The organism is Rummeliibacillus sp. TYF005 (genome assembly GCF_003844195.1).
Lineage (GTDB): Bacteria > Bacillota > Bacilli > Bacillales_A > Planococcaceae > Rummeliibacillus.
On sequence record NZ_ML122543.1, the window covers coordinates 65,681 to 81,971 of the forward strand.

A 16,291-nucleotide genomic window follows, 5' to 3' on the forward strand; every position below is an offset into this window, starting at 1 on the left:
TTCTCTTTGTAGTATAGTGTTGAATCTTTTAAGTTATTCATTCAATTGTTCAAAAATTTATAAATGCTATTTATATTGATGTTTTTTATTTAAAACAAAAAGCCGCATTAATCGAATATCATCAATTAATATGGCTTTTAAGAAAAGTTTATATCAATACGCTAAAAGGATCAGCATGGTATGAACATAGACAGTTACTCTATTGAGAAAATAATCCCAACCATTTTCTTTTTAGAATTTTCTCTGGTTCAAGTATAATGACGTCACTATTTGCAAGTATTCTTGCGTTATTTTCTAAAAATATGTCTACAAAGTCAGAACACTTGTGTTTTTCTAAATAAGATAATCCTTTGGCATATAAAAATGGGCGTTTCGACAAATTATGAACATCAGACCCATACGCGTGTATTATATTTGCCTTGATTAATTTCAAAGCATTTTGTTGAATACGTTTCCCAAAATGCCCCACAATGCTCCCTGCATTTATTTGAGATATCGCACCATGAAACACGAGGCGCTCCAACAATTCAGGTTTTTCCATTATTCCATAATTTCGTTCGGGGTGGGCAATAACTGGAACAATACCTCTTGTCACTAATTGATTTATGATTTCAAAAGTATACTTAGGTACTCCTTGAGAAGGCAACTCTAACAATAAATACCTAGAATTTGCTAAAGTTAAGACTTTTCCTTTATCTAACTGCGGACATATTTGATCATTGAGTCTTACTTCATGACCAATATGGATATTTAATGGGATATCATGTATTTTTATCCCTTCTCTGAGAACATCGAATCTTTCCTTCACAATTTCTGTTTGAGCATGATATTGAGGATGAAATGCGTGTGAAGTAAAGACAATTTCAGTAATCCCTTCATCCACTGCACTGTAAAGCATTTTAATCGACTCTTCTATACTTTTTGGACCATCATCCACATCAAAAATGATATGACTGTGTATATCAATCATTAAGAACACACCCTTCTCATAAAGATTTTATAGTGGGTGATTACTTCTATTTAAAGTAAATGAATTCCTCTCTTTAATATATATCCCAAAAGTATTTCAAATGATAAAGGGCTAGAGATTTCCCCCTAGCTCTTTATTATTATTTCAACTTATACGTTTTTATGCTTGAGAAATCACTGTAAACCTTTTTACCATTTATATTACGATATGAACGTACTTTGTAATCGTAATTCACACCTGATTTCACATTTCTATCAATATAGTAATTAGTTACTCCTGCGTTAATCGTAGCTAATTTCAAACTGCGCGTTGATTTATGATTAGCACGGTAAATCTCATATCCTGTAGCGCCAGTTGTCACATTCCAAGTTAGTTTGATATTATTTCCTAATTTATCAATATAAAAGTTTGCCGGCTTTAATAATATAGGCTTTGCACTTGTTACAGATGATAGCTCACTATAAATAGTTTGACCATCTTTCTGCTGATAAGTCTTTATTTTATAGAAGTATTGCTTACCAGTTATTAAATCTGAATCAATAAATTTCACATTTTTCTTTTGGATAGTTGCAATTTTAGTGTACTTTCCATCTTTACTATCTGAACGATATAAAATATACCCATTAGCATTAGATATTTGTTGCCATGTCAATTTAATACTATTATATGCTAAAGAAGATGCTTTTAATTTTTTTACAGATGATGGATTTTTAGTAAACCTAGCATAGACTGTAGTTTCTTCTTTTAACATAGTATCAAAATCAAATTTCTTTTTGAAACTTGAATCTGCATACCAACCTGTAAAAGTATACCCTGTTTTATGGGGTTCTGGCATTATTTCATTATCTCTTATCATTTTTTGTCCATACACATAGCCATCTGATCCTTTTACAGTTACATTATAGTCTTTAAAGCCATCCCCAGATTTAACAGTTTGCAAAGCCCAAATAGGTGAATTTACATTTCCTTGATATGCATCAGTTACTTTAGCATACCAATGGTAAGTCTTATTATTATCGAGGTTATTCCATATAACACCTGCTGCGTTATTATTTTGTACTCCTTCTACTCTTCCAATTTCATCATTTGTATAAACATTTACAAGTATTTTATCAGTTGCTACTACTTTTTCTTTAGGTGTTAAATCTGTCTCAATAACAAACTCATCTTTACCTGGATAGTCGGTTGTATTGTAGTAATTATATTGATTTAAATACGGAGAATAGGTTTTTACATAAATCTTATTTTCAATAGGATTTACTTGTAAAATACGCATAAATCCTTGCCCACCGTCTGTAGCACCTGAGTAATCTGCAAGCATTTGGTATACTTTACGATCTGTTATACCATCATTGTTGTCATCCATATTATCGACTAATGTTGCACTTCCAAAATAATGTCCTGACAGTACAGCAACTACATTGGAATTCGGTTGTACGACCTTGTTAAAGATAATATCGCCCATTGAACTTCTTTCACCAGATGGCTGTAAATATTCATGGAAATTTAAAATTGCCTTTCGATCTGGATATTTTTTTAGAATTTCATTAACCCAAGCTAAACTGTCATCATCAATTCCCCAGCCTAAATATAACATGATAAAGTCGTTGCCCTTTTCACTAATTAGATCATAGTGTCCTCGATTATCTTCGTAAGAACCACCATAATAATCTTTATCCTTAAAACGTTTTTCGCCAAAATATTTTCCAAATGGCTTATAGTTATAATCAATGTGATTGACATCGTGGTTCCCAGCCAACACACCATATGGTACATTAGCTATATCTAGTGTTTTCATAGCCGAATCTGCATTCTTCCATTGTGCATTTTTTGTAGAATTATCTACAATATCACCCGTATGAAAAATGTACTTAATGTTCATGGAATCCTTTTGCGAAACGATCCATTGTGTCATTTGTTGATAAATGAGTGGATAGCTCTTTGAATAATATTGAGTATCTGACAACCAAACAAATGAATAGTTAAATTGATTTGTGGAGGCCACTTCATCTTGTATTAGTACTTGGATTTTATGGTCTCTGACGTAATTCGAACCTTTTACTCTTGCATTTAGTTTAAAATTCTTGCTATTATCAGCAATCTTCCAATCCTGTACTTCCCATTTATTTTTATCAAAGTTCCAAATATACATGGATACTCTACGACCAATAACTGATTTACCTTCCCAATTCACTTCAATTTCATCATCATTATCTACTTTATCATCTAAAGTCACTTCAAATCGTTGATAAGGATATTGCTCTGTACCTGAAGTGGTTATATATTGATTATCTACTTTTGTAAGCTTGTCTACATCCGTGATGACCTTTTCCCCTTCAGATGTAATTGCTTTTGGTGGCTCACTGTCAGTACTATTTTCAAATATTTTCATATGTTCGACTTGATTGGCTTGATATTGATATGCTCTATTAAAAGAAATATTCAATTCATCACCCGTTGGATCGGAAACAGCAACTTTTATCTTGGGAGCCAAGGAAACTTCTCTTGCATTATTTATCGGTGTAACTAATTTTGGTACATAAGGTTGTTCTTCTACTACTGCAAAATTTATTACCTTTTTAGATTTGTTTCCTGCATGATCTGTCGCTGTAATAATAAGTTTATGATTTCCAGGTGATAAAGCTGCCGAAGATGTATTCATAGGTAGCGTAATTGTTTTGCCATCTAAAGTTGTAATAACCTGATTGACTCCAGAGTAGTTATCCTTTACTTCAGCATTAATTGTAATTTTCCCTTTATAACGTATTCCTTCTTTAATAGATGGACTAATCTTTGGTGCAGTATTATCTACAAGTATATTAGCCTTTACAATTTCACTTTCATTCTTCGCAACAACAATGTGTTTACCGTCTTTTTCTTTATTTGTATCCCATGTATAAGCCTTTGCAGTGAATTCTCCTTCAGGAATAACAAAGTTTAGTTTTAGGACAGGATTTAATCCTTGGCTATCTCCGATTTTAATTTCTTTTGAAGGATCTGTATAAGAAGGATCTTGAATAACTGTACCATCACTTAAAATAAGTCTTATATTTTTTACAATAAAATCGTCTCTATTTTCTATAGAATCTTCATCAAAGGGTGATTTTTTTGTACCAGATCGAATAGCAATCGTTGTTTTTTTTCCCTTTATGAAAAATCTCGGGTCAACAGGTACCTTTAGTGTTGTATATTGTATAATCTTGTTATGGAAAATAGACAATACCTCATTACCGATAGTTATACCATTTTCAAAGTATCTGTCTACTTTATTCACATCCATGACAAAATATGCTTTACTCTCTAGAGAAGGAGTTGTTTTACTTGTAATATTTTTGCTGTCCAAAGAGAGGGTTGTTTTTGAATTATCCTTTGAATGAAACGCTTTTATTATTGCGTTTTTGGATAATACGGTATTATTCGCTATATTTAGCGAAAGTCCCTCGGGAATTTTATCTTGAATAACGTTAATCTTCTGTTTGGATGATTCTACACTATTTGTTCCATCCGAGGCCATTACATAATATTCTAAGTATTCTTTGCCAATTAGCTCGACGGATGGGAAAGTATATCTATAAATACTACTTCCGCTTTTTTTTATCAAATCAACGGTTTGATAGGATGGGTCTTTATCGGTCTTATAATATAATCGGACCGTTTTAATTGATTGATCATCAAACACATTAAACGAGAGAGACATATCATCTTGCTCGACGTGAACCTCTTCTATATTTGATAAATCCTGGATATTTGGGCTGTAATTATCTTCAGGCAATTGTACTTTTTGTTCCGGTACTTGTAATGGTAATATGGATCCAGGTTTAGCGAAATCTATATTACTTCTATATTTTTTCATATTTTTATCATTAGGTTTTCTAGAGTATGTATATAGTATTCCTTTGCCTTCCACTGAATCTAGATTTTGCGGATCATCGTTATAAAATGCTACAGCAACATCTTCTCCTATATTAGATGTTATTGTTATTCCACTTTCAAGATTATTAGATAATCCATTTGATTTAACCTTTACTATATTCTTATTTTCTACTAATTCAACTCCAAAATGTTGATTGAAATCTTCTATAGTTTTTTCTTGATTATGAGTGTTTGTAATCCAGTAAACAAATGTATCACCAGAATGTAGTAAGATATCTTCCTTTATAGGTTGCATTACGATATCTTCTTTTGATGCTTCTTTTGGATAACGATAGTGAATTTTATAATCCTTTAAATTAATTGACTTCGTTGAATTGTTATAGATTTCAACAAATTCATAACCATCCACAGAATCAACTTTAGATGATTTTGGGACAATCTCTGTAATTAATAGATATGGAGCCTTTTGAGAATCAAAATTCCCTTCCACTTCTTCTCCTGTTATTGGATTAGACAACTCATCTGCTTTCACGTTTTGGAACTCATTATTTTGAAAGCTTGTAGCTAAAAATAATAAGCAAGCAACAACAATTGATACAAATATTTTTTTAATCAAAGCAAAATCTCCTTCATTAAATTATTTATAAACTACGCCCTTACAAAAACGTATCCTTTACCAATTTTCAATTCAATATATTCCAACAATTTATCAATTATCTTTATTATACCAATTTTCATATATTTTTATACTAATAAATAAAATACTAGATTAGTAGTATATAATCAGTTCATTTATTATTTTGTAGGGGCTATGTTACATGACCAGATGCCCTTTTCATTTATTTAGTAAAAAGGAGAATTTAACAAAAGTTACGAAGAGGGTTTTCAAAACTGAAGGGGATGACCCATAAGTTTTATACTTATGGGTCATCCCCTTTATTTTATAGTCCACCCAAATACGCAGCTTTCACTTGTTCAGTCTCTTTTAGTTCGTTAGCAGTGCCTGAAAGTACAACTCTACCGGTTTCAATTACATAGGCTCGGTCGGCTATAGAAAGAGCCATATGGGCATTCTGTTCTACCAAAAGAATTGTAGTTCCTTCTTTTCGAATTTCTTCTATTGTATTAAAAATCGTTTTTACCATGATTGGTGCTAGCCCCATTGATGGCTCATCTAGCAAAAGCAATTTTGGTCTTGCCATAATTGCCCTCCCCATTGCAAGCATTTGCTGCTCACCGCCAGATAATGTACCAGATAATTGTTTACGCCTTTCTAATAATATAGGAAATATCTTAAAAATCCGCTCTTTATCTTTTGCAATTTCTGCACGGTCATTTCGTAAATATGCACCTAATTCAAGATTTTCTTCCACTGTCATATTCGCAAAAACACGCCGTCCTTCTGGGACCTGTGAAATCCCTGCTTTCACAATAGATTGTGCAGCCTTTCCTGCTATTGATTTACCAAGATATTCAATTTCACCTTGTTTTGGCTTTAATAATCCTGATAAAGTTTTTAAGAGAGTACTCTTACCCGCTCCATTTGCACCTATTAATGTGACAATCTCACCTTCGTTTACCTCCAAGGAGACTCCCTTTAATGCTTGAATGTTACCGTAAAACACATTGATATCATTTACCTTCAGCATCATTCTGTTACCTCCTCACCCAAATAAGCTTCAATCACTTTTGGATTGTTACGAATCTCCTCTGGATTGCCATGTGCAATGAGTTGACCATGGTCAAGAACATAAATCCGTTCACAAATCCCCATTACAAGTCCCATATCGTGTTCAATTAAAAGAATAGTTAGATCAAATTTTTTGCGAATTAATGCGATTAACTCCATTAAATCATGGGTTTCTTGAGGGTTCATACCAGCTGCAGGTTCATCTAATAATAAGAGCTTAGGCTTTGCCGCCAATGCTCGAGCAATTTCTAGTCTACGTTGCATCCCGTATGGAAGGTTTTTAGCCAGCTCATTCATATATTTATCTAAGCCAAAAATTTTAAGAAATTCAATCGATTCTTGTTCCATTTTTGCTTCACCAGAGAAATAACTTGGTAAGCGTAAAATAGAACTTAATACCGAATGATGTGCAAGTGAATGGTTTGCCACTTTTACATTATCTAGAACTGATAGCTCTTTAAACAGACGAATATTTTGGAAGGTACGACTTACACCACTCTTTGTAACTTGGTGAGGTGACATGTTATTCATCTTTTTTCCATCAAATATGATAATACCCTCTGTCGGTTTATAAACGCCTGTTAACATATTAAAGCTTGTCGTTTTCCCAGCACCATTCGGACCAATTAAGCCAATCAGTTCACCCTGATGCATCTCCATATTTAAGCCTGAGACAGCCTTCAAACCACCAAATCGTATCCCTACATTCTCAACATTTAAAAGAAGGTCACTCATTAACATTACCTCCTTTCGACTTCTTACCGAATTTGAAGAGATCGGTGACTTCCTTTGTCCCCATCAAGCCAGATGGACGATATAACATTACAATGATTAATACTAAACTATAGATAATCATACGAGTTTCGGGGAAATCTTGTAGATATAAAGAAATAATAGTTAGAAGTATTGCAGCGATAATTGCTCCTGATAAGCTACCTAAACCACCTAGTACAACATAGATTAAAATATCGAAAGACTTTAAAAAACCAAATTGTGATGGTTGGATGATAAAGAAGTTATGAGAGAATAACCCACCGGCAAGTCCAGCGAAAAATGAACCAATTGCAAATGCTAATACTTTATAGAATGTGGTGTTGATTCCCATTGCATCGGCTGCAATTTCATCTTCCCGTACAGCTATACATGCACGACCATGACGTGAATTCGTAAAATTTGAAATAACAACAATTGTAATAAGTACAGCGAAAAATGCATAAGACCAAGTTGTTAGATAATCTACCTGCATACCTGCTGCGCCACCAACGTAATCAATATTCAAGAATACAATACGAATAATTTCAGCAAATCCAAGTGTAGCAATTGCTAAATAGTCTCCCTTTAAACGAAGTGTAGGGATACCTACGATTAATCCAGCAATTGCTGCTACAAACGCACCTATTAATAATGCTACTGGAAACGGCCATCCAAGATTTGTTGTGAAAATAGCCGAAATATACGCCCCCACCGCTAAGAACCCTGCATGGCCAATCGAGAACTGCCCTGTAATCCCAATTACTAAATGTAAACTAACGGCTAAAATCACATTAATCGCAATTGTAATAAATAAATTTGAATAATACATATCTAAATTCCCGCTTGAAATTAAAAATTGCACAACGCCATAGACGACTAGAGCCACTGCAACATATACCCAAAATACTTTAGACTTTTTCATAAGTACCTATCACCTACACTTTCTCACGGGTGTTCTTGCCAAATATCCCCGCCGGTCTAAAGATTAAAATTAAGATTAAAATAACGAAGGCAGCTGCATCTCTCCATAAAGAGAAGCCTAATGCACTAACAACCGTTTCAACAACACCGAGCACCATACCACCAGCTACCGCGCCTGGAATAATACCAATTCCGCCAAGTACTGCAGCTACAAACGCTTTAATCCCTGGTATAATCCCCATTAATGGGTCTATTCTCGTATAATAGATACCAAATATAACACCCGCTGCACCAGCAAGCGCAGAACCAATTGCAAATGTTACTGAAATGGTATTATCTACATTTATACCCATTAAGCGAGCTGTCTCCACGTCATAGGAAACGGCACGCATAGCTTTACCGATTTTTGTCTTATGTACGATAAATTGTAGGATAAGCATTAGTACGATGGATACTGATAGAATCATGATCGATTGCATACTAATTTGTGCACCTAAAAAGTTAAATGTCTTATTTGAAATAACATCGGGATATGTTTCAAGTTGTGCTCCTCGGAAGAATATAGTTGTATATTCAATTAAAAAGGAAACACCGATTGCCGTTATTAATGCTGCAATACGTGTTGCATTACGTAATCTTTTATAAGCAATACGTTCAATTAATACCCCCAATATTGCACAAACAACCATTGCTAATAGTAATGCTGGAAAGAATCCTAAATCCCATCTTGCAATAGCTAAAAAACCTATAAACGCACCAATCATAAACACATCACCGTGCGCAAAATTGATCAGTTTAATAATGCCGTATACCATCGTATAACCGAGGGCAATTAATGCATATATACTTCCGAGTGAAATACCATTGATTAACTGTTGCAACCACTCCATAAATCCCACTCCTTTAAAAAGAAATAAATACGAAAAGGGAGGACCGTCCCCCCTTTTCTTAACCAAAGCATTAAGGATTAACTTTAGAGTTGAATACTTGCTTACCGTCTTTAAATTCAAGAACTGTTGCTGTTTTTACTGGGTTATGTTTTTCATCCACTGAGAAATTACCTGTAACTAATGACAAGTCCTTTGTATCTGCTAATGCGTCTTTAATTTTTTCACCATCTGTTGATCCTGCACGTTCAATTGCATCTTTTAACCAATAGACCGTATCATAGCCCAACGCATTAAATGCATCCGGTGCTTGATCACTATTAGCTGCTTTAAATGCTTCAACAAATTTTTGAATTTTTTCATCTGGATCTTCAGCTGAATAATGGTTTGTAAAGTATGTTTTATTAAGCGCATCATTACCTGCTAACTCAACCATTTTAGGTGAATCCCATCCATCTCCACCCATCAAAGGTACATCAATACCAGCCGCGCGGGCCTGTTTAATAATCAAACCAACTTCTTCGTAATAGCCTGGGATATAGATAAAATCAGGCTTTTTAGATTTTAAACGTGTTAGTGTAGATTTGAAGTCTGTATCTTTTGCGACATACGATTCCTCTGCTACAACTTTGCCGCCATTACTCTCAACAGTTTCCTTAAATGATTTGGCTAATCCTTTTGCATAATCACTAGCACTATCTGCAAAAATAGCTACGTTTTTCGCCTTTAACGTATCTAGTGCAAAGTTTGCAGCGATTTGGCCTTGGAATGGGTCGATAAAGCATGTACGGAAGGCAAACTCATTTAGTTCACCTTTTTCGCTTACTGTTACAGTTTCAGAAGTTGCAGAAGGCCCAATAACAGGCATTTTATATTTGTTCGCAATTTGTACCGCGGCAACTGTATTACCAGATGTTGCCGAACCAACTTGTGCTACTACTTTTTCTTGTGTTGCTAACTTAATGGCTGCAGATGTTGCTTCAGCTGCATCTGACTTGTTGTCAATTTCAACTGGTACAATCTTTTTGCCATCAATACCACCCGCTTTGTTGATCTCATCAATTGCAAGTTTAGCTCCTTTTGAAATACCAGAACCATAGGACGCTACAGCACCAGATAATTCTAAATTCAAGCCAATTTTTATCTCATCACTACTTCCCTTACTACTTCCCGAAGACTTTTCATCCTTACTTCCACACCCCGCTAAAACCCCAACAACTAAAGACGATGCTAAAAATACTGACGCATATCGTTTTAATTTTTTTGAACTCATACCATATCCCCCTCACCTAAAATATATTTTAAATATTCTGACAAATAAATTCATTCAACATATTTATTTATTATAGATTTATGCCTTTTAACACTTTATTAGACTCTTTTTTACAAATCATATTGTAAATGATTCATGCCATTTAGTCTATATAAATTTTTAGTAAATTTGAAATATTTAAATTTTTAACGAAAAATGATATTTTTCTATTTTTATTTATTTAAAATAGTATTTTTACATCTTTTTGTTAGGGGATAAATTGAACAAAAGGAGCAACTAATTAGTTTTATATGGTTACATCAAAAAAGCTGAGATAACATCTCTCAGCTTTTTTGATGTATTTATTTATCTGCATTCTTAAATAGTTTCCCTGGCCAAAAAGCATACTTACCTAAAACTGTAGTTATAGCAGGTACAAGTAATGGACGGACGATAAAAGTATCCAGTAAAACGCCTATTGCTGTTACCACACCGAATTGTACCAATGCTTGAATAGGCAAAGTTGCTAACACTGCGAAAGTACCAGCTAAAATTAGACCTGCTGACGTAATAACGTTACTTGTGTGTACTACTCCATCGGAAACTGCAGAATGGTGATCTTGCTTTTTTCTCTTTTTCCAAATCTCAGATACCATAAATATATTGTAATCTTCGCCGAGTGCCACTAAAAATACAAACGAATAAAGCGGGATTGATCCTTGAATAGCATCTGCATCAAAGAAGTAATGTAATATTAACCAACCTGCACCTAATGCTGCAAAATAAGATAAAACAACTGTACCGATTAAGTATAGAGTTGCTGTAATCGAACGTAAATATCCAAGTAACAACAGCGCAATGATAGCAATCATTGTTGGTATAATAATAGATTCATCTCGTTCAATAGTTTGCTTTGTATCATATTGAGTAGCGGTTTCCCCACCAATCCATACACGTTTACTAGCGTCTTGAATACCCACATCTTGTAGTATTGCTGTTACTTGTTTTTTAAGCTTAGGTATTTGTTCAATTGCTTCCGTTGAATATGGATTTCCATCAAGATAGAGTTCTACTAATTGAAGTTCCTCTCTAGTTTTGCCTGTCAGTGGCTTGTTAACTTGATCAACATTAGATAGTTTTTTTAACTCTTTTTGTAAATCTATATTCTTACCATCAGTATCTACAATAACCTTTACTGGCGCTAATTCACCAGGACTAAAATTATCAGATATTAGTTGAAAACCTTCTCTCGAAGCAATGTCTTTTGGGAACGACGATAACAAATCAAAGGTAAATTGTATTTTAGGCACAAACGTTGCTAGCCCGCCTAATAAGATTATTGTGGTAATAATAACAGTCCAAGGTTTACGAGTTACAACATGGCCAATTTTACGACTGAATCGATGTTTTGGCTTTGGTTCTTTAAAAACTTTCCCTTTCTTTTCAGCTCTTGCCTTCTCCATTTCTACAGTACGAGGGATAAATGGATAGAAAGCTATTCTACCTATTAGCACCAATAATGCTGGTAAAACTGTTAATGATGCAATTCCTACTAAAAGAACCGCAAAGCTAAATGGTATTGAAAATCTTTGGAAAGATCCATAGTGTGCTAGACTAAGTGTCAACAACCCAATGACGACCGTCAAGGCACTCATGGCTATAGCACCACCTGATTCTTTTACCGCTATTTTCATCGCTTTAAAACGATTCTCTTCTTCATATAAAATATCTCTATATTTTGAGATTAAAAATAGACAATAATCTGTTCCTGCACCAAATAATAATACTGTCATAATAGATACAGCTTGTGCATCTTTTGTAATCCATCCTTGTTCAGAAAAGAAACCTAGAGATGGACTTATTAAACCATAAGCAAACCCAACAACTAATAATGGTACGACTGCCAAAATAGGTGAACGGTATAATAGAATTAATAATACTAATACTAATAATACTGTTGCAATCATTAGTTTCACATCGGCTTGAGAGAATAAGCTGACTGCATCAATTTGAATACCTACAGGTCCTGATAATCGTAAATGTAAACCACTTTCAGATAATTTGTTACTAAAAGGATCTTCCCCTAACTCTTTTGTAACTAGTTTCTCAAATTTTTCTACATTCGTTTTTAATACATCAGTAGATGCATCCTTGTCAAAAAAGATAGGTGTAACAATTGTAGTACCATTTTCAGATACTTCTGCTTTTATCGCTTGTGATGGCAGAGTTCCAAGTGGTGGAATTGATTGTTGCTTAGTTAACGGCTGATCCATTAGATTTTTATAGACATTTTGAATAGCTTCAATATCATCATCTTTTAATGCATCATTTCTATGCCAAACCACTAATAATGGATTTCCTGAATCACTTGAAAATTCATCACTTATTAATTGCTCCGCTTTTTGTGACATTAACTCTTTTGGTAAATCATTAGCCGATCCATTTTCTATACTGTTTATTTGCGGCCAAAGGAAAGATAAAACAGTAACTAATAATACCCAAACAACCAATGGAATCCAACTCGTCTTTTTTCCACCAACCAGTGAACCCCAAAGCTCTAACGGTCCTCTTTTCATCCAATATTCACCATCCTCATGTTAATGATTTAATTATATATACTGGTTAGTTAATTATTCAAGCTTTTTATCTTATGCTATACTGTAGTAAAAAATGGCGTATTTAGGAGCGATTGCAGTGCAACAAAAACAACGAAGCCTAGGGAGACCTCGTCATGATCAACAAGATAAACCGACTAAGTCCATTATTTTAGAAGTTGCGACAAAATTATTTCTTCAAAATGGTTATAAAATTGTTTCTATGGATGATATTGCTAAAGCTTGTAATTTAACAAAAGCAACCATTTACTATTACTACTCTACAAAAGCAGAATTATACACGGACTGTATGATTGTGATGATGGATTATATTCGTGAGCAAATTTCTAACATTTTGAATAGGGATGAGCTTCCGCTGAAATCACGATTCCATCAACTCATTAAAATCCATTTATCTGCAACGGAAGATATTGACTTAAATAACTTTATGCGTGATGCCAAAATTAGTTTATCTGAAGAACAAAAAAAGAAAATGAAACAATCCGAGGAAAAGATGCATGAGATTATTCAGCATACTTTAATGGAGGCAATGGAAAAGGGAGAAATCCCTCAGCATGACCCTAAGTTTGTAACACAGTTATTCACATCGTTATTAAACGTTGGAAATCATCGTGATGAAAATGGTCAGGCTTTTTTCACTTCAATCGATGATATGGCGAAAAATATTGGTGACTTTTTTTGGAAAGGGTTAGGTGTATAAAATTATATGCCTAGTCTTTTTTATATTTTTTTGTAGGAGATTTGGGCAACTCCTTAAATTAAAAAATTGCCGATGTCGTCATGAATTTGACAACGTCGGCAATCTCTGTTTTATCATTTATCGATTATAGACAGAAGTTTTTGTTGGATGGACAAATATTGTTCTATTTCTTCTTTACTTAACATGCTGAATAGTTCTACTTGAATTTCATTTCCTACCTTTTGCGCTTCCTCTAATGCTTTTAATCCTAGTTCGGTAATTGCTAACAATACGTTTCTGCGATCATCTGCATTATATTGACGCTCTGCATATCTCTCTTTTACTAACTTTGAAGCAATATTCGTCATAGCCCCTGGTGAATAGCCTAATTCCTCAGCCAGTACGGTTTGCTTCTGGGGTCCATTTTGTTTAAGCTCACTAAGAACCAAAATAGGTGAAATTCCTATATAATTTTGAATACGTTGCGAAAATTGCAGGATATTCGCATTATTCACTAATTCGTTTGCATGTATCAGTTGAAAAATATTTGTTTCTTTCAAAACGTCCTCCTAACTCCAAAATACTATCGAAGCATAGTTGCTCCACCATCAGTCATAATTGTTTGACCAGTAATATATTTTGAATCCTCAGATGCTAAAAATACAGCGACACGGCCAATATCTTTTTCAACATCACCAAAACGGCCCATTGGAATTTTATTTTTAACTGCTTCATAGTATTCAGGTTGAGCTTTAGACCATGCTTCTACACCTGGTGAAAGAGCAATTGGGCTAATAAGGTTAATATTAATACCATATTGTCCCCATTCACGAGCAGCTACTCGTGTAATACCGCGAATAGCTTCTTTTGCAGCAGCATATGCAGCTTGTGTGGGATCGCCATTTAAGCCAGCGCCTGATGCAAAGTTGATAATATTACCTTTGGTTTCTTTTAAATAAGGGAATGCTGCTTGCATTAAATAGAATGTCGGATAAAAACCTGTACCGAAAGAAAGATCGATATCTTCTTGTGTAGTTTCCATGAATGGCTTTTGTCTTGAAGCATGTGCATTGTTTACTAAGACATCTAGTTTACCATATTTTTTAACAACTGTTTCAACAATATTCCCTAACTTATTGCGGTCCATTAAGTTTACTTGCATGAACATGGATTCTGGAGAATATTGTTGTAATTCTTTCTCCATCGCTTTTCCTGTTTCTTCATTTAAATCAACGATTGTTACGATAGCGCCTTCTTTAACCATTGCTTTTGCCATACCACTACCGATACCGCCTGCACCACCAGTAATAATAGCAACTTTGCCATCTAATTTTCCCATTGTTTACATCTCCTTTATTTCGAATAAATATATTTTAACACTAAAATATTTAATATTAAAATATATTACACCTTACAATAAAAGAATGCTCTAAAATGAAAAAATTACCCTACTTTTTTCTCTAAGATTAGATGATCTTTTCTTCCATGAAGTATGAAATAAATTGCAATGGTGATGAAAATGAAAATGCTTAATGATACATATAATTTTCCATAACCAAGCAATGGAATAATATACCCCAGTAAATATGGTCCTACACCTAAACCACCATCTAATGCGATAAAGTAAGTTGATGTTGCTAATCCCATACGATGTGGAGGTGTCAACTTTACAGCAATGGCCTGTGCTGTTGAGGATAGATTCCCATAACCTGCACCAATCATGGCACCTGATAATAACAATACGACACCGCTATGAGAAGTACTTAGCAAAAGTAAACCTAGTGCAAACAGAACAAAACATGGATACATTACAAAGTTTGCACCTTTCGTATCCATTAATCTTCCGGTAAATGGGCGTGTTACTAAAATAGCAATAGCATATACAAGAAAGAAGAAACTTGATGCTGCTACTAAATCACGTTCTTTAGCAAAAAAGTTAATAAAGGAAAGAATACCTGCATATCCAAAAGCAATAAAAATTGTAATAATAGCAACTGGTATCGCCTTTGGTTCTAAGTATTGTGAGATACTGAATCCCTTTGAAGATGCTTGAGAATCTGGTACTCCTGGTACTGGGGGAACTTTCGCCATTAACGATATAACTAAACAGATAATACCTAATAACATACATAGTAAAAAGATCATACTATAAGATGAATGTTGACTCATCATAATTCCTATAAACGGACCTATTGCAGTCCCTAGTGTAGCACTCATACTATAATAGCCAATTCCTTCACCTTTACGAGATTGCGGAAGAATTTGTGCCACAATAGTACCTGTTGCTGTTGACGCAATCCCAACAGATATACCATGAACTAATCGACATAAAAGCAAAACAGTAATCCCCGCATTAATGAAATAAAGTGACATTGTTAGCACAAACAGAGCTAAACCAATAATAAGCACTTTTTTACGTCCGAATTGGTCGATTACTCTCCCCGTTCCAAGTCTACCTATTAAAGTACCAATAATATAAATCCCTGTCACCAGACCTGCCTGGCTTGTTGAAGCATGATATTCCTTCACTGCAAATGATGCCATCGTTACCATTAACAAATAAAAAATAACTAAAATGATAAAGTTAATGATCGACATAATGACAAAATCTTTTGACCATAATTTTTCTTTCGCATGACTCATTGGAAGAC

Annotated in this window: 12 protein-coding genes; 1 reads left to right on the top strand and 11 read right to left on the bottom strand. The window is 34.1% G+C overall.

Annotation, left to right across the window (positions count from 1 at the left end):
• Window positions 1–199 precede the first annotated feature (199 nt).
• From CW357_RS04015 to CW357_RS04050, 8 genes are all read right to left on the bottom strand, one after another.
• On the bottom strand, window positions 200–970 hold the full coding sequence (locus CW357_RS04015) for a tyrosine-protein phosphatase (protein ID WP_124217409.1): 771 nt from the start codon (window positions 968–970) through the stop codon (window positions 200–202).
• A gap of 139 nt (window positions 971–1,109) precedes the next feature.
• On the bottom strand, window positions 1,110–5,459 hold the full coding sequence (locus tag CW357_RS04020) for an InlB B-repeat-containing protein (protein WP_124217411.1): 4,350 nt from the start codon (window positions 5,457–5,459) through the stop codon (window positions 1,110–1,112).
• A gap of 325 nt (window positions 5,460–5,784) precedes the next feature.
• Window positions 5,785–6,492, bottom strand: a complete 708-nt coding sequence (locus tag CW357_RS04025; RefSeq protein WP_124217414.1) for an ABC transporter ATP-binding protein — start codon at window positions 6,490–6,492, stop codon at window positions 5,785–5,787.
• Window positions 6,492–7,268 (bottom strand): ABC transporter ATP-binding protein, encoded by a 777-nt coding sequence (locus CW357_RS04030; RefSeq protein WP_124217416.1) that lies wholly within the window; start codon window positions 7,266–7,268, stop codon window positions 6,492–6,494. The genes CW357_RS04025 and CW357_RS04030 overlap by 1 nt, the downstream gene beginning before the upstream one ends.
• On the bottom strand, window positions 7,261–8,208 hold the full coding sequence (locus CW357_RS04035; RefSeq protein WP_124217418.1) for a branched-chain amino acid ABC transporter permease: 948 nt from the start codon (window positions 8,206–8,208) through the stop codon (window positions 7,261–7,263). Before CW357_RS04035 ends, CW357_RS04030 begins: the two co-directional genes overlap by 8 nt.
• A 13-nt stretch (window positions 8,209–8,221) precedes the next feature.
• Window positions 8,222–9,097, bottom strand: a complete 876-nt coding sequence (locus CW357_RS04040) for a branched-chain amino acid ABC transporter permease (RefSeq protein ID WP_124217419.1) — start codon at window positions 9,095–9,097, stop codon at window positions 8,222–8,224.
• A gap of 70 nt (window positions 9,098–9,167) precedes the next feature.
• The gene (locus tag CW357_RS04045; RefSeq protein ID WP_124217421.1) at window positions 9,168–10,367 is read right to left on the bottom strand and encodes an ABC transporter substrate-binding protein; all 1,200 of its coding nucleotides are present in this window, start codon (window positions 10,365–10,367) and stop codon (window positions 9,168–9,170) included.
• Between the two features lie 341 nt (window positions 10,368–10,708).
• Window positions 10,709–12,922: an MMPL family transporter gene (locus CW357_RS04050; RefSeq protein WP_124217423.1), complete on the bottom strand. Its 2,214-nt coding sequence runs from the start codon at window positions 12,920–12,922 to the stop codon at window positions 10,709–10,711.
• A 118-nt stretch (window positions 12,923–13,040) separates the two neighbouring features.
• On the opposite strand from CW357_RS04050, the gene CW357_RS04055 reads away from it, so the two are divergent.
• Window positions 13,041–13,661: a TetR/AcrR family transcriptional regulator gene (locus CW357_RS04055; RefSeq protein WP_124217426.1), complete on the top strand. Its 621-nt coding sequence runs from the start codon at window positions 13,041–13,043 to the stop codon at window positions 13,659–13,661.
• Window positions 13,662–13,774: 113 nt separating this feature from the next.
• Here the strand turns inward: CW357_RS04055 and CW357_RS04060 are convergent, their stop codons facing one another.
• The 3 genes from CW357_RS04060 to CW357_RS04070 form a co-directional block, all read right to left on the bottom strand.
• Window positions 13,775–14,200, bottom strand: coding sequence for a MarR family winged helix-turn-helix transcriptional regulator (locus tag CW357_RS04060; protein WP_119416604.1), 426 nt, complete (start codon window positions 14,198–14,200; stop codon window positions 13,775–13,777).
• Window positions 14,201–14,223: 23 nt separating this feature from the next.
• Entirely contained in the window at window positions 14,224–14,979 is a 756-nt protein-coding gene (locus CW357_RS04065) for an SDR family NAD(P)-dependent oxidoreductase (RefSeq protein ID WP_119416603.1), read from the bottom strand.
• 104 nt (window positions 14,980–15,083) lie between these two features.
• Entirely contained in the window at window positions 15,084–16,283 is a 1,200-nt protein-coding gene (locus tag CW357_RS04070) for an MFS transporter (RefSeq protein ID WP_119416602.1), read from the bottom strand.
• Window positions 16,284–16,291 lie beyond the last annotated feature (8 nt).